Below are 18220 nucleotides of genomic sequence, written 5' to 3'. Positions count from 1 at the left end.
AAAAATTCTCTACACTATCGATTCGCTGGTGGTAAATACGCCCGATGGGACATTAGAAGCCGAATACAGTCGTTGCCCGTCCGAAGAACAATTTTGTTCAAAGATACGCCGCCGTCGGTGGCGATTACTCGTTCAGTCGCGTTCGAAGACGACGCGACCGTCCACGATGGTCATCGAGACCGCGATATCGCGAATCGAGTCGGCCTCCCACGGCGACTCGTCGAGGACGACGAGGTCGGCGGCGTTCCCGACTGCGACGGTCCCCAGTCGGTCCTCGTCGAAGCCGGCGTAGGCCGCCCCGGCGGTGTACGCCCGAAGCGCCTCGGTGACGGTGAGCGACTGGTCTGGGTTCGGGTGGTCGGTGGCGAGGTCGACGCCGAGCAGCGGCCCGAGCGGCATGCAGTCGCTCCCGAACGCGAGGTCCACGCCGGCGTCGAGCAGGTCGCGGTAGCGGTTGGTCCGCAGGCGCCGCTCCCCGAGGCGCGCGTCGTAGAGGCCGCCCTCGTCGGCCCACTTCAGGAAGTTCGGCTGGACCGAGGCGACGACGCCCGACTCGGCGAACCGCTCGATTGCCTCGTCGGACGCGAGTTCGACGTGTTCGACCCGATGGCGGGCCGCGCCGGGGTCGTCGGTCTCCGCGTACGCGTCGAGCACCGCGTCGACGGCCGCGTCACCGATGGCGTGTGCGGTGAGTTGATAGCCCGATTCGTCGGCGTCGGCGACGAGGTCGCGGAGGTCCTCGGGGGCGACGACCCACTGGCCCGTCTCCTCGTCGGTCGCGTCGGGGTCCGCCGCGGCGTCGGCGTAGGGCTCGGTGAGCTTCGCGGTCCGCCCGCCGAAGCTCCCGTCGGTGAACGTCTTTATCGCCCCGACGGTGACGAGGCCGCCGCGGCTCCCGCCCCCGTGGTTCGTCCGCAGGCCGACCTCGCGGAGCGCGTCGAGGTGGTCGGACCAGTAGTTGATGCGGACGCGGAGCGCCAGTTCGCCGGCCTCGTCGAGGTCGCGGTAGACCTCGGGCGCGCGGGAGCCCCGGACCATGTCGTGGACGCCGGTGACGCCGCGGGCGGTCGCGTACGACTGCGCCGCGCGGACGAGGTCCGCCATCTCCTCGCGGCCCGGTTGGGTCGCCTCGCGAAGCACGTCGACCGCGCCCTCGACGACGACGCCCGTCGGTTCGCCGGCGGTGTCGCCATCGCCGCCGTCAGCGCCGTCACCGCCGTCTCCGTCTCCGGCGGTCTGGACGCCCGAATCGGGCATCTCGTCGGCGTGGCGGTCGAGGACGACCGAGTTGACGCCGGCGGTGTGGAGATCCTCGCGGAAGGCCACGACGGGACGCGACTCGGAGACGGCGTCGAGGTCGTCGCGGGTGAGGTATCTCGAGTCGTCCCACGTGCTCTCGTCGTAGCCGTAGCCGAGCACCCAGCCGGCCTCGTCGCCGGTCTCGTCGTCGGATTCGACCTCGGCGGCGCGCTCGCGGAGCAGTTCGACCGCCTCCGCCGGGGAGTCGGCGGCGGAGAGGTCGGCGTGGACGAGCGAGCGGCCGACCATCGGGAGGTGCGTGTGGGCGTCGATGAAGCCGGGGAGGACGACGCGGCCGCCGCAGTCGACGACCCGCGTCTCGACGCCGGCGAGCAGTTCCACGTCGAACGCGCGGCCGACGCGGACGACCTCGCCGTCGCGGACGGCGACGGCTTCGTGCGTCTCGTCGGGCGACCCGAGGGTGTGTACCTCCGCGTTCGTCAGTACGAGGTCCGCTGCCGCGGTCATACGTTCGACCCCGACGCGGGAGGGCAAAACGGTTCGGGAGGCGGCGGGGTGGCCGAGCGGCGGTCGGTCGTCGCGGGTGACGCCGGCCGGGTCGGTGGCGGCCGTTGGAAGAACCGGAACGCGTTAGGGCCGGCGCGGGAAACGTCGGGGCATGACAGACGCCGCGTCCCTCGCAGACCGCGTTCGGGAGGGCGAACTCCGCCTCCACGAACTCGAAGCGCACGCCGACGCCGACACCGCCGCCGAGGCGCGCCGGTTGCTCGTCGAAGAACAGTCCGGCGCGTCGCTCGACGCGGTCGGGAACTACGGCTTCCCCGCGGAGGCCGCCGAGTCGGCCATCGAGAACATGGTCGGCGCGATTCAGGTGCCGATGGGCGTCGCCGGCCCCGTCAGCGTCGACGGCGGCTCCGTCGCCGGCGAGAAGTACCTCCCCCTCGCGACCACCGAGGGCGCGCTCCTCGCGTCGGTCAACCGCGGCTGCTCGGTCATCAACAGCGCCGGCGGCGCGACCGCCCGCGTCCTCAAGTCCGGGATGACCCGCGCGCCGGTGTTCCGCGTCGCCGACGTTGCCGAGGCCGAGGCGCTCGTCTCGTGGACCCGCGACAACTTCGCGGCGCTGAAGGAGGCCGCGGAGGAGACGACGAACCACGGCGAACTCCTCGACGTGACGCCGTACGTCGTCGGCAACTCCGTGTACCTGCGGTTCCGCTACGACACCAAGGACGCGATGGGGATGAACATGGCAACCATCGCCACCGAGGCCGCTTGCGGCGTCGTCGAAGACGAGACGGCCGCCTCGCTCGTCGCCCTCTCGGGCAACCTCTGTTCCGACAAGAAGCCCGCCGCCATCAACGCCGTCGAGGGGCGCGGCCGGAGCGTCACCGCCGACGTTCGAATCCCGCGCGAGGTCGTCGAAGAACGCTTGCACACCACGCCCGAAGCGGTCGCGGAACTCAACACACGCAAGAACCTGGTCGGCTCCGCGAAGGCCGCGAGCCTCGGGTTCAACGCCCACGTCGCCAACGTCGTCGCCGCGATGTTCCTCGCCACCGGGCAGGACGAGGCGCAGGTCGTCGAGGGGTCGAACGCCATCACGACCGCCGAGGTGCAGGACGGCGACCTCTACGTCTCGGTCTCCATCGCCTCCCTCGAAGTCGGCACCGTCGGCGGCGGCACGAAACTCCCGACGCAGTCCGAGGGCCTCGATATCCTCGGCGTCAGCGGCGGCGGCGACCCCGCCGGCTCCAACGCCGACGCCCTCGCGGAATGCATCGCCGTCGGCTCCCTCGCGGGCGAACTCTCCCTTCTCTCCGCGCTCGCCTCGCGGCACCTCTCCAGCGCCCACGCCGAACTCGGTCGGTAACTCGAATCCGGTTTCAGTTTCGCCGGCACCGGACACAGTTGAACTGCGTTTCTCAGCCCGTTCTCGGACTATACCTGCGTATTCGCAGCTCTCTGTTTACTTTCACTTTCACTCCGCACCCGTGGGTCGCGTTTATTCCGTTTCCGCGGAAACGATGAAAATGCGTCCGTCGGGGAGCACCCGCGGGCGTGTCCACACCCCATCCCCTCCCATGCCACTCTTCACACGCGGTACCGACCCCGAATCGCCCGACGAGTACGACGACGCGCGGCGGGTGGCGCTCGCGCTCAGGCTGGTGAAACTGGCGCTCGGCGTCGTCGCCTCCGCGCTGACCGTGGCGAAGCTCCTCGGCGCGCTCTGAGGTGCTCGCGCTCGCGGACCCGCTGGCCGGTCGCTCGCCCGCGCCGAATCTCAGACCAGTCGGTGTCGCCCCCGCGACTCGGACACTTCGCCGCGCCGCCGGAGTTTGTCGAGCAGATCGCGGGCGCGGTCCGCCGGGACGCCCCGTTCGACCGCGGCCGCGACGATTTCCTCTTCGGTCGGCCGGTCGCCGTCCCGTATCGCCTCGCGGACGACCGTCAGGCGGTCGGGCGACCCCGACGACGAGTCCCGCCCCCGCGCGGCGGCCTCGCCAGCCTCGAACACCTCGTCGGCGTCGAGCCCCGAGCCTTCGAGGTACTCGCGGTCGTCGACGCCCGACTCCTCGACTCGCCGGTCGAGTTCCGAGACGTGGTCGACCTGCGCGAACGCCTCGCTGTCGCCGTGTTTCTTCGCCAACAGCGCCGACCGCGCCTGTCGCGCGGCGTCCCTGTCGTCGGACTCGAAGAAGCGCCGGAGCTTCTTCGTCTGGTGTCGCCTGCCGCACCGCGGACACGTCGCCGTCTTCGACCCGTCGGGGTCCGAAAGCAGCCACATGTTCGCGCAGTCCGTACACCCCACGACCGCGTACATACGTCGGTGTTCCGCGGCGGCGGATTTGAACGTTCGGGAGCGCGAGCGACCGCGGACCCCGACGCGGTGCCGACCCCCGCGGAGTCTCCCCGGCGGCGTCTCCCCGGCGGATTTATCTTCGCTCCCCGTGGCGTGTCACCATGGACCGAGTTTCTGTCGACGACGCGCCGTCCGCCGAGGCGGCCGACGACGTGTTCCTCTCGCTTCTCGCGGGCGGCGAGGAGCTGAACGTCCAGCACTTCCGCATCGAACCCGGCGCGGCGGTCCCGGTTCACGACCACCCCCACGAGCAGGTCGGCTACATCGTCGCCGGCGAACTGACGTTCCTCGTCGGGGACGAGGGCGAGGAACTCGTCGTCGGCCCCGGCGATTCCTACTCGCTCGCGGGCGGCGAACCCCACGGCGCGGAGAACCGCGGCGACGAGACCGTCGTCGGCATCGACGTGTTCTCGCCGCCGCGGGCCAACCCGCCGTGGCTGGACTGAGTCGAGCGCGAACCGCCACCCGGACTAAACTCTCCGTGCGGTGCGTTTCGGGGGAGTTGGAGCCTCTCGAACGAGTGGCTTGGGTCGGCTCAGCCGCGACGTGTAAGGAGAAAGCATTTATCAAACCCGTGTCATCACTCAGTAGACGGTAGTCCCTAACTATGCCCTCCCAACGCGTACTCTCACCATGGACAGCGTACGGCGCGCCGAACACCCCGGTCAGCACGTCGAGCAGCGGGCAACGATGAGCCACTCGAAGCTCGCGCGCGAGCCGTGGCTGTGGGCGTTCGTCGGCGTCTGGGCCGCGGTCGTCAGCGCGCTCCACTTCGGCGGGCTCGCGTACGACATCTACACGCGCATCTGGTGGTGGGACGTGCTCACCCACTCCCTTTCGGGCTTCGGCGTCGCGGGCGTGTTGTTCCTCGTGTTCCCGCAGACGTTCCGCGGCGCTCGCGCCCCGGCGGTCGTCGCGGCCACTCTCCTCGCCATCGGCGCGGGGTTCGAGGTGTACGAGTACCTGTTCAAGGACTTCTGGTGGGGCTGGTCGATGGCCTACTACGCCGAAGACACCGCGATAGACCTCGTGGTCAACGTGGCCGGCGGCCTCGGCTTTTTCGCCTTCATCGAAGGTATCTTCTGGTCGCGGGGGCAGGCGGACGCCCGCCGCGGCGACTCGCCGCCGCGCTCAACTCACGTCCGCTCGGACGGCGGCGAGACGCCGGACGACGACCGCCGCTCGAACCGCTGACTCGACCGCGATGCCCCCGTCGGCGGGGTTAATTTAACCCCAAACGTGTTGCTCCGTCGAGATAACGTACATATCGATGATGTCCTATCTCTCGTCTATGCGTCCGCTCGCAGGAGATACGGCACAGCACTCCGCCACCGCAGTCGACCCGCCCCGCCTACCGCCCCGTCTACCGACCCGCGCATGCTGAGACGAACGCTGAACGAGACGGTGTTGGCCGGCTGGGAAGAACGCCCCCGAGAGATGGCTGCCGTCGCCGTGTTCGGGAGCGTCGTCACCGTGACGCACTTCACGAGCATGGCGCTGTTTCTCTACACGCGCATCTGGTGGTGGGACATTCTCGTCCACGCCGCCTCCGGGTTCGGCGTCGCGGCGATTCTCTACGTCCTCAATCCCCGCCTGCTCCACTCGCGGCTCGCGCTCCTCGTCGTCCTCCCGATGGCCGTCGCCGCGATCGGGACGTGGTTCGAGGTGTACGAGCGGCTCTTCACCGGCTTTTGGGTCGAGTGGCCCCGCTCGGTCTACCTGGAAGACACGGCCGTCGATATCGTCGCCGACACCGCCGGCGCGGTCGTCTTCGGCGTCGTCAGACCGCTGTGGAACCGGATTCGTCGCTGGCGGGACCCGAATCGACTGTAAGCGGCGCGAAACGAGTGCGGCGTCGGTGCCGCGAGAGAGAAGTTGTGTGGTCGCTTACGCGAGTTCGTGAATGTATCCAGAAATCGAAGATTTCTGGCTGCTCAAAGAGTTGGCTTAAGCTAACTCTTTGATGTTCTCGACGACCTTGTCGGCGTACTCGCTCGTGGCGAGCTTGTTGCCGCCCTCGATCTGGCGTTCGAGGTCGTAGGTCACGTCGCCGTCCGAGATGGTCTTCTCGACGGCGTCGCGGATGAGCTTACCGGCGTCCTTCCAGCCCATGTACTCGAACATGAGACGGCCGGAGAGAATCATCGCGGTCGGGTTGACCTTGTCCTCGCCGGCGTACTTGGGTGCGGAGCCGTGGACGGGCTCTGCGAGACAGAGGCCCTCACCGAAGTTCGCACCGGGGGCGATGCCGAGGCCGCCAATCTGCGCGCCGGCGGCGTCGGACATGTAGTCGCCGTTGAGGTTCATCGTGGCGATGACGTCGTAGTCGGCGGTGCGGGTCAGGAGCTGCTGGAGCATGTTGTCCGCGATGCGGTCCTTGACGACGACCTTGTCCTCGGGCTTCTCGCCGTCGTACTCCTCCCAGAGCTCGTCTTCCGTGATGGTGACGTCGTCGAACTCCTCTTCTGCGAGTTCGTAGCCCCAGTCGCGGAACGCGCCCTCGGTGAACTTCATGATGTTACCCTTGTGGACGAGGGTGACGGAGTCGCGGTCGTTTTCGAGGGCGTACTCGATGGCCTCGCGGACGAGGCGCTTCGTCCCGAACTCGGTGATGGGCTTGATGCCGATGCCGACGGGGCCGTCGTGGATGACGCCGTCCGCGCCCATCTCCTCTTCGACGAACTCCTTGACCTGCTGGACCTCGTCGGTACCGGCTTCCCACTCGATGCCGGCGTACACGTCCTCGGTGTTCTCGCGGAACGTGACCATGTCCATCGCCGAGGGGTTCTTGACGGGCGACGGGACGCCGTCGAGGTGGTAGGTCGGGCGGACGTTCGCGTAGAGGTCGAGCTTCTTGCGGAGCGCGACGTTGAGCGAGCGGAAGCCCGCACCGACGGGCGTCGTGAGCGGGCCCTTGATGGCGACGCGGTGGTTGCGAATGGCGCTTACCGTGTCTTCCGGGAGGTTCTCGTCGTACTTGTCGCGGGCGGACGAACCGGCGTAGACGCGCATCCAAGAGACAGAGCGGCCGGTCGCTTCGGCGGCGGCGTCGAGGACCTTCTGTGCGGCGGGGCCGACGTCCGTTCCGATTCCGTCGCCGTGGATGATCGGAATAATCGGATTGTCGGGGACGGAGAGCTCGCCCGTCTCCTCGTCGACCGTGATTTTCTCGCCGTCGTCCGGAACCTCAATCTGGTCGTAGCTCATGAACATTTTGGGTTTTCCAGTGCGGTGTAAAAGTCCTGCCGTTATCGACGGCGAACTGCAAATATCGCTCCATTCGGCGGTCGATACGTTTACACCCGCGCTCGGGAGACACTCGCGTATGCGAATTATCCTTCACGGCGGGGCCGGCGGTATCCCCGGCGAACCGGAGCCCAGACAGGCCGTCTTGGACGACGCGGCCGACGCGGGCGCGAGCGAGTCCGACCCGCTTTCGGCGGTCGAGACCGCGGTCCGCGTCCTCGAATCCGACCGCCGGTTCAACGCCGGCGTCGGCGGCGCGGTCCAGTCCGACGGCGTCGTCCGCACCGACGCGGGCGTCATGCTGAGCGACCGCCAAGTCGGCGCGGCCGCCGGCATGGAGGGCGTCGAACACGCCGTCTCCGTCGCGCGGGCGGTCCTCGAAGACACCCCGCACGTCCTCCTGACGGGCGAGCCGGCGGTCGAGTTCGCCGCCGACGCGGGCGTCGAGACCGGCGTCGACCTCTTCACCGACGAGACCCGCGAGCGCTGGGCGAACGCGGACGCCCCCGACGGCTCGCCCAGCGAACACCTCGCGTGGCTGGCCGACCGATTCGGCGGTAGCACGAGCGACCCGACGGCCGAGGCGGGAGACGGCTACCTCCCGACGAACGAGGGAACCTCAGCAAGCGGTGACCGCTCGGCTCGCAACGCTCGCCTTCCCGGTCACGACAATTCCGAGGAGACCTCGGCAGGCAGTGACCGCTCGGCTCGCAACGCTCGCCTTCCCGGTCACGACACGGTCGGGGCGGTCGCCACCGACGGCGAGACGTTCGCCTCCGCGACCTCGACCGGCGGCCGCTGGTTCGCTCTCGCGGGTCGCGTCGGCGACGTGCCGCAAATCGGCTCGGGCTTCTACGCCTCCCCGGCCGGCGGCGCGTCGACCACGGGAGCGGGCGAAGACATCGCGCGCGTGACGCTCGCGCGCCGCGCAGTCGGCCACCTCGAGCGCGGCTGCGACGCCCAGACCGCGGCCGACCTCGCCATCGCGGAGTTCGGCGAACTCACCGGGTCGTCGGCGGGAATCATCCTCCTCGACGACGAGGGCTTCGGCTCGGCGTACAACTCCGACGGGATGCAGACCAGCACCGCGTCGAACTGAGGTCGTCGCGGCCGGCGGCGACCGCGTTCCGGTCGCGCTGGCCGTCGCCGCCACGGTTTACTCGATTCAGGCCGTTGAATCTCTCATGAGCGATTGGACCGCGGCCGACGTTCCCGACCTCTCCGGGAAGACCGTCGTCGTCACCGGCGCGAACAGCGGCCTCGGCTTCGAGGCGACGCGCGCCTTCGCGGAGAAGGGCGCGCACGTCGTCATGGCCTGCCGAAGCCTCGACCGCGGCGCGGACGCGATGGCCGACATCCGCGAGTCGGTGCTGGCGGCCTCGCTGACGCTCTCGGAACTCGACCTCGCAGACCTCGACTCGGTCCGACAGTTCGCCGACGAGTTCGCCGCCGAACACGGGTCGCTGCACGTCCTCTGCAACAACGCCGGCGTGATGGCGATTCCCCGGCGAGAGACCGCACAGGGCTTCGAGACGCAGTTCGGCGTCAACCACCTCGGTCACTTCGCCCTGAGCGCCCGCCTGTTCCCGACGCTCCGCGACACGCCCGGCGAGACGCGGCTCGTCACGATGTCGAGCGGCCTCCACGAGCGCGGTCGGATGGAGTTCGACGACCTGCAAGGCGAACGCGACTACGACGAGTGGGACGCCTACGCCCAGAGCAAGCTCTCGAACCTGCTTTTCGCGTTCGAACTCGACCGCCGGCTGACCGCCGCGGGCATCGACGACGTGCTGAGCGTGGGCGCGCACCCCGGGTACGCGGCCACGAACCTCCAGTTCCGCGGCCCCGAGGCCTCCGGGTCGACGCTCCGGTACTGGATGAGCAAGCTCGGCAACGCGATATTCGCCCAGTCGGCCGAGATGGGCGCGCTCCCGCTCCTGTACGCCGCAACCTCGCCGGCCGTCGAAAGCGGGGAGTACGTCGGCCCGCAGGGGCTGTTCGGCATGCGCGGCACCCCCGGCATCGCGGAGCCGAGCGACCGCGCCAGAGACCCCGAGACCGCCGCCCGGCTCTGGGACGTGTCGGAGGAGCTCACCGACACGCGGTTCCGGCTGGCCTGATTCACCACCTGTCTCGGACGAGCGCCGGGAGGCGAGACGGCCAAATACTGCGGCGTGCTATCTACTCCCGTGACCGAATCAACGCCGACAATCACCCGGAGCGTCGCCGACGCTCTCGTCTCCACCTGCCGAACGACCCTCGGGGACTCCCTGCGGAGCGTCGTCCACTTCACCCGCGACGACTTCGACGTGCTGTACGTCCGACGGGACCTCCACGACGGCGACGAGGCCGCGGCGCGCGCAGCGAGCGCCGGACTCGTCGAGAGCGAGCGAACCGGATTCGGCCCGCGAGAGACCTACAACGCCGGCGCGACCGGCGCGACCTCCGACTTCGGCGAGTACGAGTTCACCCTGCGCGTCTTCTCGGACGGCTTCGTCGGCCGCGTCGTGGGCGGCGACCGCGGCGTCATCGTCACCACCGACGAACTCGAACTCTCGGAGTTCGAGGAGATGGAAGTCGCGCTCCGCCGGATGCTCGAAACGACCACCGGCGGGTGAATCGACTCGCCGGCGGGCGTGACGACTCGTCGAGCGCTGTCGGTCCCGTTCGTCGCGCGTTCGGTGTCTACACTCCCTCGACGAGTCGCTCTAGCTGCTCCGGCGGCACCGCTCCTCGCGCGGCGTAGCCCTCGTACGCGAAGGTTGGGACACCGGTGACGCCGTGCTGCTGGGCCTCACTGAATCGTTCGCGCACTTCGGCCCGAAGCGTTTCGTCGTCGAGCGCGGACGCGACTTCCTCGCCGTCGATGCCCACCGATTCGGCGAGTTCGACGAGCACCGCCTCGTCGCCGATGTCTTTGCCGTCCTGCCAGAGCGCCTCGAAGACCGACTCGTCGAACGCGAGCCACGTCTCGTAGTCGGCGTGTCCCTTCAGGTAGTACGAGACGATTTGCGCCGGCAGCGAGTCAACGTCGGTCCCGAGGTCAAGCGTCATCTCGACGTCGTACCGTTCTTGTAACCGACGGACTCCCTGCTTCGCTTGCTCGTAGTAGTCTTCGTCTTTGCCGTCGTCGACCGAGAAGTCGATGCTTCCATCGGGGCGACGCTTCTGACTCCGCAGGTCGAACGGGTGCCAGTCGATGTCGAGCTCCTCGTCTCTCGTCTCCTGATACTGCGACAGGGACTGTCTTCCGAGATAACAGAAGGGACACACGTAGTCCGAGTAGACCGTTATCGTCTGGTCGGCATCTGAACTCATGCGTATTTGTCTTTTCTACGGTTACAAAAACGACGCGGTCGCTGGCGACACGTTCGGATACCGTCGCGACTGATATCGTCGCGACTGATATCGTCGCGACTGAGAGCAGGGCGGAAGCGCCCGCGAGGAGGGAATCCGACCGACTCAGCGTCCGAACAGACGCTGTCTGAGGCTTCGTTCGGTGGCGCGCTCCACCAAGAGAACCGAGTGGTCGGTGTCGTTGACCACGTCGAGGTGCAACGAGTCGGTCAGGAGTCGAGTGAGGAGCCCCCGTTCGGTCGCGCCCATCAACACCATCGAGTGGCTGTCGGCCCGGTCCGCGATGGCTCGTTCGATGTCGCCGGTGTCGTCGACGATTCGCGTCGCGTCCTGAAGGTCGTGTTCGGTCGCCCAGTCGGAGAGGAACGCCTCGCCCCGTTCGCGCTCGTCCGGACCGTCGACGACGTGGAGGAGCGTCACCTCCGACCCGACGACCGAGCGGAGGGATTTCGCGACCTCGGCGCTGAGCGCCGAGTGGGGGCTATCGACCGTCGGCAAGAGGAGTCGACTGGTGTCGTAGTTCCGGTCGTTGAGGACGAGGAAATCACAGGGCAGGCGACTCGTCAACTCGCTCATCGTCCGTTCTGCACGCCCTCCCGACCAGATTCGGTCGTTGCTCCAACCCATGACGACGAGGTCGGCGTCTTTGCGGCTGGCGACGGTGAATATCTCCTCGAACGAGCGGTGTGAGACGACCGTTGACGTCCGGGCTTCGATGTCGTAGCCGGCGACGCGTTCGCGGGCGTCTTCGAGCTGTTCGTTGGAGTGTGCGATAATCCGTTGGTTCTGTGCGGCACCGTAGCGTTGCGAGACGCGCGAGGGAACTTGCACCACGTGGACGATATCGACGATGGCGTCTTCTTTCGACTTCGCGAGCGCACAGGCGAGTTCGACGACGTGCGACTCGGTCCGCGGGTTCGCGATGGGGACGACGACCCGGTAGGAGTCCGTGTGGTCGTCCGTTCCCTCTTCGGTCTCGATGAGCGGGACGTACGACCGACCGGCGAGTCCGCCCAGCGCCCACTCACGAATCGAAAGCTGGCGTTTCGCACCCTCGAAACGTGCGGATTCTAACCGGTTTTCCGTCGTCTGGAAGTAGTTGACGACGGTGACGAGGACGACGCCGCCGAAGGTGTTGCCCAAGAGCACGGGGACGACGAACTCGGTCAGGCCGACGGAGAACGCCAGCTGGCCGTTCATCACGAGGTAGACCATCTCGGTGTAGGAGACGACGACGTGGAAGAGCCCACCCAGCGGAACCGCGAGGAACGCGAGGTAGACGACGGCGAGACGAGAGATAGTGTCGCGGGCGGCGAAAGTGACCCAGACGACGCCGGCGACGATGAGGCCGGCGAACGCGGCCTTGAAGAAGAGACTCCACCATGGCGTCTCGACGCCTTTCTGAGCGAGTTCGAGCGCCGCGTTCGCGGCCTCCGGCGAGAGAACGCCGCCGAAGGCGAGGGCGGCCGCACCGAGCGTCCCGCCGAAGAGGTTCCCCGCGAGGACGACGACCCAGTTACGCAAGAGCGCGGGAATACTGGCCAACCGCTCCAGCGTCAGCGCGACCGGCGGGAGCGTGTTCTCGGTGTAGAGCTGATAGCCCCCGATGATGATGTAGATGAACCCGAGCGGGTAGAGCATCGCGCTTAACACCGGGTCGCCGCCGGTGGACGCTTTCATCGAGACGTAGAGGAGGAACGTAATCGTAATCGCGAACCCCGCGGCGAGGGCGCTAAAGAACAGCTCCCGCGCGCCGGAGGTTATCTCCTCGTCCGCGGCCGCGACGATGCGCTGGAACACCTCGTCGGACGAAAATCGGTCGCGAACCACCGAACCGACCGCCGGCGCACCGCTTCGTGACCGTTCGACGGCCTCGCGAACGGATTCGTCGAGCTCCGTCGACTCGGGGTCTGTCATTGGTGCGGTGGTTTTCGAACAAACCGTTCTAAACGTACCGGTTCAGGCTGTCTGCAACAGTTCGGCCGCGTCGGAGGTGGGTAGTCATCTATGCTCTGCGGCCGCGGTTTCGACACCGGTTCGTCGCCGCGCTCACCCGAGGTGCGTCTCGAACCAGTCGGCGGCGAGGTCGGCCACCGCGTCCAGTTCGCCCGGTCCCTCGAACAGATGGCCCGCGCCGGCGACGACTTCCAGCGACTTCTCGCAGTCGAGTTCCGCGAACGCGTCGCGGTTCAGCCTCAACACCGGCTCGTCGGCACCGCCGACGACGAACAGCGTCGGGGCGGTCACGTCACCGAGCCGCGACTCCGCGAGGTCGACGCGCCCGCCGCGAGAGACGACCGCCCCCGCCTCGTCGCCGAGGTCGGCCGCCGCGAGAAGCGCCGCCGCCGCGCCGGTGCTCGACCCGAAGTAGCCGCAGTCGAGGTCGGCGGTGTCGTCGCGGCCGCGGAGCCACTCGGTCGCGCCGAGCAGTCGGCCGGTCAGAAGCGGGATGTCGAACCGCGTCTCGTACTGCTCGTCTTCCGCCTCCGTGAGCAGGTCGAACAGCAGCGTCCCGACCCCGCGGTCGCGGATGACCTCCGCGACGAAGTTGTTCCGCGGGCTGTGCCGACTGCTGCCGCTCCCGTGGGCGAACACCACGAGCCCCGACGCGCCGTCCGGAATCCGAAGGTCGCCCTCCAGCACCGCGTCGCCGACGGCTATCGAGACGAGATTCGGCGTCGTGTCGCTCATACGAGACGATACGACGGACTGCGGCTTAGGCCTGTCTCGACCCGTCGATTCGCGTGAATTCGCAGTCCGCTCGTTCTGATGGTCATGACTTACACAATTAATGTTAATAGTTCTACGGGAGTACACCCGAACGCCAACCATGGTGAGTGTTACCGACCTACGGACGATGTACGAGCAGATGGTGACCGCTCGGCACTACGAGGAGCGACTGGTGGACGAGTACCTCGTCGGGAAACAGCCGGCGTTCGACATCTCGGCGGGGCCGATACCCGGCGAACTGCATCTCGCGGCCGGCCACGAGGCGTCCGGGGCGGGCGTGTGTATCCACCTCCGCGACGACGACACGGTGACCGCGCCGCACCGACCGCACCACATCGCCATCGCGAAGGGCGTCGACCTCGAGCGCATGACGGCCGAGATTTTCGGCCGGAAAACGGGGCTGTGCCGCGGGAAGGGCGGCCACATGCACCTGTTCGACCCCGACGTGAACTTCGCGTGTTCGGGCATCATCGCGCAGGGCTGTCCGCCGGCGGTCGGCGCGGCGATGGCCGCAAAAAAGCGGAACACGGACGCCGTGGCCGTCGCCTTCCTCGGCGAGGGCGCTATCGATCAGGGCGGCTTCCTCGAATCGCTGAACCTCGCGGCGGTCCACGACCTCCCGGTCGTCTTCGTCGTCGAGGACAACGACTGGGCCATCAGCATGCCGAAAGACCGCGTGACCGACGTACAGAACGGCGCACAGCGCGCCGACGGCTTCGACCTGCCGGGCGTCCGCGTCGACTCCGACGACGCGATGGCGGTGTACGAGGCCGCGGGCGAGGCCGTGATGCGCGCCCGCGACGGCAACGGGCCGACGCTCATCGAGGTACAGGTCCACCGCCGGATGGGCCACTTCATGGGCGACGCGGAGGGCTATCGCCCCGAGGCCGACATCGACCGCGCGAAACAGCGCGACTCCATCGAGCGACTCGCCGCGGACCTCCGCTCGCACGGCGTGACCGACGACGACATCGACGAGATGCGGGAGCGCGCCCACGAGCGGGTCGAGGCGGCGATTTCGTGGGCGAAAGAACAGCCCGAACCCGAGCCGGCGGAGGCGTACGAGAACGTGTTCACGAACCCGCCGGCGCAGGCGGCGACAGACGGCGGGGCCGCGGCAGACGCGCCGGGCGACGCCGGCGAGACGGGAGGTGACAACTGATGGCGACCGAATCACGAGACTACACGGAGGCGACCGAGACGGACCGCGAACTGACCATGAGCCGGGCGATGGTCGAGGCCATCGCGTGGGAGATGCGCGAGAACGACGACGTGTTCTACATGGGCGAGGACGTGGCCGACTACGGCGGCATCTTCTCCAGTACGACCGGCCTGTTGGACGAGTTCGGCCGCGACCGCGTGATGGACGTGCCCATCAGCGAGACGGCCTACCTCGGCGCGGCCGTCGGGGCCGCACAGGCCGGGATGCGCCCGATTGCCGAACTGATGTTCGTCGACTTCTTCGGCGTCGCCATGGACCAGATCTACAACAACATGGCGAAGAACACCTACATGAGCGGCGGCTCCATCTCTGTCCCGATGGTGCTTACCACGGCCGTCGGCGGCACCTACAACGACGCCGGCCAGCACTCCCAGACGCTCTACGGGACCTTCGCCCACCTGCCGGGGATGAAAGTCGTCGTCCCCTCGACGGCCTACGACGCCAAGGGGTTGATGCACACCGCCATCCGCGACGACGACCCGGTCGTCTACATGTTCCACAAGCGTCTCATGGGTCTCGGCTGGATGCCGTCGCCCTCGGGGCCGAAGACCGGCGTCCCCGAGGAGGACTACGCGATTCCGTTCGGCGAGGCCGACGTGAAGCGCCCCGGCGACGACGTGACCGTCGTCACCCTCGGCCTGCACGTCCACCGGGCGATGGAGGCCGCGGAACAGCTCGACGACGACGGCATCGACGCCGAGGTCATCGACCTCCGGACGCTCGTCCCCCTCGACACCGACACGGTGCTCGACTCGGTCCGCAAGACCGGGAAGCTCCTCGTCGTCGACGAGGACTACCGGTCGTTCGGCGTGACGGGCGAGATAATCGCGCGGGCCGCCGAGGGCGCGCTGGACGACCTCTCGGCGGTCAAGCGGCTGGCCATCCCCGACGTGCCGATTCCCTACGCCCGCCCGCTGGAAGACGAGGTCAACCCCGGCACCGACGACATCGCGGCGGCCGTCCGCGAACTCCACGAATGACGGGCGAGTCGGAACCGAACGGGGGTCGCGCATGACGGACGCCGTCGACGTCGATTCGGCGTCTGTCTGGCCCGACGACGCCGACGACGTGGCCGAGGGCTACCTCGCCAACTGGTTCGTCCGCGAGGGCTCGGCGGTCGACGCGGGCGAGACGCTCTGCGAGATACAGGTCGAGAAGGTGAGCATCGACGTGGCCGCGCCGACGACGGGGACGGTCACGGAGATAGTCGTGGCAGAAGGCGACGACTTCGACCGCGGCGACGTGCTCGCGCGGGTGCAACCGAGCGCCTGAATCGGGCTTTTTTCTTCAGTCGTCGCCGGCGCGGTACGCCGCGCCGAGCGCCCGGTCCATCAGCTCTCGGTGGGCCTCGCGGACCGGTTCGCCGTCACCGGGTCGGCGCTGTTCGTACCGGCCGTCGCTGTCCATCACCCAGCGCCGGCGGTTGTCCGACAGGAGCGCGTCGAGGACGGCGTCGAGTTCGGCGCGGTGCTCGGGGTCTTCGACGGGCGCGACGGCCTCGACCCGGCGGTCGAGGTTGCGGGTCATCCAGTCGGCGGAGCCGACGTAGTAGTCCGGCTCGCCCCCGTTCTCGAAGTAGAAGATACGCGAGTGTTCGAGGAACCGGCCGACGACGCTCGACACCGAGACGTGCTCCGAGAGCCCCTCGATGCCGGGTCTGAGCCGACAGATACCGCGGACCACGAGGTCGATGTCGACGCCGGCCATCGACGCCTCGTACAGTTCGCGGACCATCGCGGGGTCTTCGAGCGCGTTCATCTTGGCGACGATGCGGGCGTCGCGGCCGGCGCGGGCGTGGTCGGCCTCCCGGCGGACGAGCCGGGTCATCTCCTCGCGGAGGTTCGTCGGCGCGACCAGCAGTTTCCGGTACGTCTCCTGCCGCGAGTGGCCGGTGAAGAAGTTGAACAGGCGAACGAGGTCGTGGCCGATGTCGGGGTCGGCGGTGAACAGCCCGAGGTCGGTGTAGAGCTTCGCGGTCTGGGAGTGGTAGTTGCCGGTGGCGACGTGGGAGTACAGCCGCACCTCGTCGCCCTCCTCGCGGACGACGAGCGCGGTCTTCGTGTGCGTCTTCAGCCCGATAGTGCCGTAAGCGACGTGGATGCCTTCCTCTTCGAGCCGGCGGACCCACCGGAGGTTGTTCTCCTCGTCGAACCGCGCTTTGAGTTCGACCATCACCGCGACCTGCTTGCCGTTCTTGGCGGCCTCGATGAGCGTCTCGATGACCTCGGAGTCCGGCGCGGTCCGGTAGATGGTGGCTTTGATGGCCAGCACGTCGGGGTCGGCCGCGGCCGCCGCGAGGAACGTCCCCACCGTGCCCGTAAACGAGTGGTACGGGTGGTGGACGAGCACGTCCTTCCGGGCGATTTCGGTGAACACCGAGTCGGGGTCGTCGGCCGAGCGCCCGGCGAACCGCGGGTGGGGCTGGGGCGTCCACGGCGCGACTTCGAGTTCCGGCCGGTCGAGGTCGAAAAGCGACGCGAGCGCGCCGTAGTCCAGCGGCAGGTCGCGCTCGAACACCTCGCGGTCGTCCACGCCGAGCTGTTCTGCGAGCAGGTCGCGGACGGCCTCGGGCGCGCCCGACTGGACCTCCAAGCGGACCACCGTGGCGAATCGGCGCTGGCGGAGCACGTCCTCTATCGTGGCGATGAGCCCCTCTGCGACCTCCTCGTTGCGGCGGACCTCGGCGTTCCGCGTCACCCTGAACGCGGAGGTGTCGACGACCTCGACGTTCGGGAACAGCAGGTCGATGTTGCGCTCGATGACGGCCACGAGCGGGACGAACCTGACGGGTCCCGCGGGGCCGTCGTCGTCCGCCCTCCCTCCCGCGTCGCCGACGCGCTCGTCCACGTTGACGAGTCGCGGGCGGTTGCCGGGGACTTTGACCCGCGAGAACTTCGTCGGCTCCTCCGGGCCCTCGGTCGTGCGGACCGCGAGCGACAGCGAGAGGTTCGAGATGAACGGGAACGGATGGGCCGGCTCGAACGTCAGGGGCGTCAGCGTCGGCAGGACCGACGCCTCGAAGTAGTCGCGGAGGGCCGCCCGCTCGTCGGGCGCGAGGTCGTCGTAGCCGACGATGTCGATGCCGGCGTCGGTGAGCGCGGGGCGGACGAGGTCGTGGAAGCAGTCGGACTGTCGGTCGAGCAGGTCGCGGGCGCGGTCGAGGACGAGCGACCACTGCTGGCTCGGCGTCCGGCCGTCGGGCGAGAGTTCGCTCACGCCGGCGGCCATCTGCTGTTTCAGCCCGCCGACGCGCTTCATGAAGAACTCGTCGAGGTTCGAGGTGAGAATCGAGAGGAACTTGACGCGCTCGAAAAGCGGGTTGCGGTCGTCTCTCGCCTCGTGAAGGACGCGCTCGTGGAAGGCGAGTTCGCTGAGTTCGCGGTTGAGATACAGCGCGGGGTCTGCGAGGTCGGCGTCGGCCGGCTCCGGCGCGTCTCCGTCGCGCTCGCGGGCGCGGACTGGCGCGGTCGACTGACCGGCGTGTCGGCCCTGCGAGTCGCCGCCGCGAACCTCGTCGTCGGACATGTGCTTGAGAGGAGATGGTT

At 68.3% G+C, this 18220-nt stretch carries 18 protein-coding genes; 11 read left to right on the top strand and 7 right to left on the bottom strand.

Going from position 1 to position 18220, the window contains the following annotated elements:
- Window positions 1–132: 132 nt before the first annotated feature.
- Entirely contained in the window at window positions 133–1767 is a 1635-nt protein-coding gene (locus tag DEQ67_RS10345) for an amidohydrolase (protein WP_115891488.1), read from the bottom strand.
- Between the two features lie 151 nt (window positions 1768–1918).
- Between DEQ67_RS10345 and hmgA the strand changes: the two genes are divergently transcribed.
- A complete protein-coding gene (gene hmgA / locus DEQ67_RS10340) occupies window positions 1919–3130 on the top strand; it encodes a hydroxymethylglutaryl-CoA reductase (NADPH) (RefSeq protein WP_115861828.1) in 1212 nt (403 codons plus the stop codon).
- A gap of 211 nt (window positions 3131–3341) precedes the next feature.
- Window positions 3342–3491, top strand: a complete 150-nt coding sequence (locus DEQ67_RS10335; protein WP_155821820.1) for a hypothetical protein — start codon at window positions 3342–3344, stop codon at window positions 3489–3491.
- A 50-nt stretch (window positions 3492–3541) separates the two neighbouring features.
- Here the strand turns inward: DEQ67_RS10335 and DEQ67_RS10330 are convergent, their stop codons facing one another.
- Complete coding sequence (locus DEQ67_RS10330) at window positions 3542–4081, bottom strand: DUF5817 domain-containing protein (protein WP_008608001.1); 540 nt, start codon at window positions 4079–4081, stop codon at window positions 3542–3544.
- Between the two features lie 140 nt (window positions 4082–4221).
- Here DEQ67_RS10330 and DEQ67_RS10325 point away from each other — a divergent pair, with 140 nt between their 5' ends.
- The 3 genes from DEQ67_RS10325 (at window position 4222) to DEQ67_RS10315 (ending at window position 5953) form a co-directional block, all read left to right on the top strand.
- Complete coding sequence (locus tag DEQ67_RS10325; protein WP_115861826.1) at window positions 4222–4566, top strand: cupin domain-containing protein; 345 nt, start codon at window positions 4222–4224, stop codon at window positions 4564–4566.
- A gap of 244 nt (window positions 4567–4810) precedes the next feature.
- The gene (locus DEQ67_RS10320; RefSeq protein WP_115803318.1) at window positions 4811–5314 is read left to right on the top strand and encodes a hypothetical protein; all 504 of its coding nucleotides are present in this window, start codon (window positions 4811–4813) and stop codon (window positions 5312–5314) included.
- Window positions 5315–5497: 183 nt separating this feature from the next.
- Complete coding sequence (locus tag DEQ67_RS10315) at window positions 5498–5953, top strand: hypothetical protein (RefSeq protein WP_008575886.1); 456 nt, start codon at window positions 5498–5500, stop codon at window positions 5951–5953.
- A gap of 114 nt (window positions 5954–6067) precedes the next feature.
- Here the strand turns inward: DEQ67_RS10315 and icd are convergent, their stop codons facing one another.
- Complete coding sequence (gene icd / locus DEQ67_RS10310) at window positions 6068–7327, bottom strand: isocitrate dehydrogenase (NADP(+)) (protein WP_004062392.1); 1260 nt, start codon at window positions 7325–7327, stop codon at window positions 6068–6070.
- 118 nt (window positions 7328–7445) lie between these two features.
- On the opposite strand from icd, the gene DEQ67_RS10305 reads away from it, so the two are divergent.
- The 3 genes from DEQ67_RS10305 to DEQ67_RS10295 all read left to right on the top strand — a co-directional run bounded on the left by DEQ67_RS10305 (window position 7446) and on the right by DEQ67_RS10295 (window position 9984).
- The gene (locus DEQ67_RS10305) at window positions 7446–8465 is read left to right on the top strand and encodes an isoaspartyl peptidase/L-asparaginase (protein WP_004062391.1); all 1020 of its coding nucleotides are present in this window, start codon (window positions 7446–7448) and stop codon (window positions 8463–8465) included.
- 85 nt (window positions 8466–8550) lie between these two features.
- Complete coding sequence (locus DEQ67_RS10300) at window positions 8551–9486, top strand: oxidoreductase (RefSeq protein ID WP_115891489.1); 936 nt, start codon at window positions 8551–8553, stop codon at window positions 9484–9486.
- 69 nt (window positions 9487–9555) lie between these two features.
- On the top strand, window positions 9556–9984 hold the full coding sequence (locus DEQ67_RS10295; protein WP_115861823.1) for a DUF7522 family protein: 429 nt from the start codon (window positions 9556–9558) through the stop codon (window positions 9982–9984).
- A 67-nt stretch (window positions 9985–10051) separates the two neighbouring features.
- On the opposite strand, the gene DEQ67_RS10290 is transcribed toward DEQ67_RS10295, so the two are convergent.
- The 3 genes from DEQ67_RS10290 to DEQ67_RS10280 all read right to left on the bottom strand — a co-directional run bounded on the left by DEQ67_RS10290 (window position 10052) and on the right by DEQ67_RS10280 (window position 13414).
- Entirely contained in the window at window positions 10052–10684 is a 633-nt protein-coding gene (locus DEQ67_RS10290; RefSeq protein WP_004062388.1) for a DsbA family oxidoreductase, read from the bottom strand.
- Window positions 10685–10828: 144 nt separating this feature from the next.
- On the bottom strand, window positions 10829–12640 hold the full coding sequence (locus DEQ67_RS10285; protein WP_004062387.1) for a formate/nitrite transporter family protein: 1812 nt from the start codon (window positions 12638–12640) through the stop codon (window positions 10829–10831).
- Window positions 12641–12772: 132 nt separating this feature from the next.
- On the bottom strand, window positions 12773–13414 hold the full coding sequence (locus tag DEQ67_RS10280) for a dienelactone hydrolase family protein (protein ID WP_115861821.1): 642 nt from the start codon (window positions 13412–13414) through the stop codon (window positions 12773–12775).
- Window positions 13415–13580: 166 nt separating this feature from the next.
- Between DEQ67_RS10280 and DEQ67_RS10275 the strand changes: the two genes are divergently transcribed.
- From DEQ67_RS10275 to DEQ67_RS10265, 3 genes are read left to right on the top strand one after another with little or no spacing between them, the layout of a single operon-like run.
- Window positions 13581–14615, top strand: coding sequence for a thiamine pyrophosphate-dependent dehydrogenase E1 component subunit alpha (locus DEQ67_RS10275; protein ID WP_004062385.1), 1035 nt, complete (start codon window positions 13581–13583; stop codon window positions 14613–14615).
- Complete coding sequence (locus tag DEQ67_RS10270) at window positions 14615–15655, top strand: alpha-ketoacid dehydrogenase subunit beta (protein ID WP_004062384.1); 1041 nt, start codon at window positions 14615–14617, stop codon at window positions 15653–15655. The genes DEQ67_RS10275 and DEQ67_RS10270 overlap by 1 nt, the downstream gene beginning before the upstream one ends.
- Window positions 15656–15686: 31 nt before the next feature.
- On the top strand, window positions 15687–15947 hold the full coding sequence (locus DEQ67_RS10265) for a lipoyl domain-containing protein (protein ID WP_004062383.1): 261 nt from the start codon (window positions 15687–15689) through the stop codon (window positions 15945–15947).
- A gap of 15 nt (window positions 15948–15962) precedes the next feature.
- Here the strand turns inward: DEQ67_RS10265 and ppk1 are convergent, their stop codons facing one another.
- Complete coding sequence (gene ppk1 / locus DEQ67_RS10260; RefSeq protein WP_115861819.1) at window positions 15963–18200, bottom strand: polyphosphate kinase 1; 2238 nt, start codon at window positions 18198–18200, stop codon at window positions 15963–15965.
- Window positions 18201–18220: the final 20 nt, after the last annotated feature.

It is taken from the genome of Haloferax sp. Atlit-48N (assembly GCF_003383015.2).
Classification (GTDB): Archaea; Halobacteriota; Halobacteria; order Halobacteriales; family Haloferacaceae; genus Haloferax; species Haloferax volcanii.
Note: the sequence above shows the minus strand (reverse complement) of the source record. Positions and strands in the feature narration are given on the sequence as shown.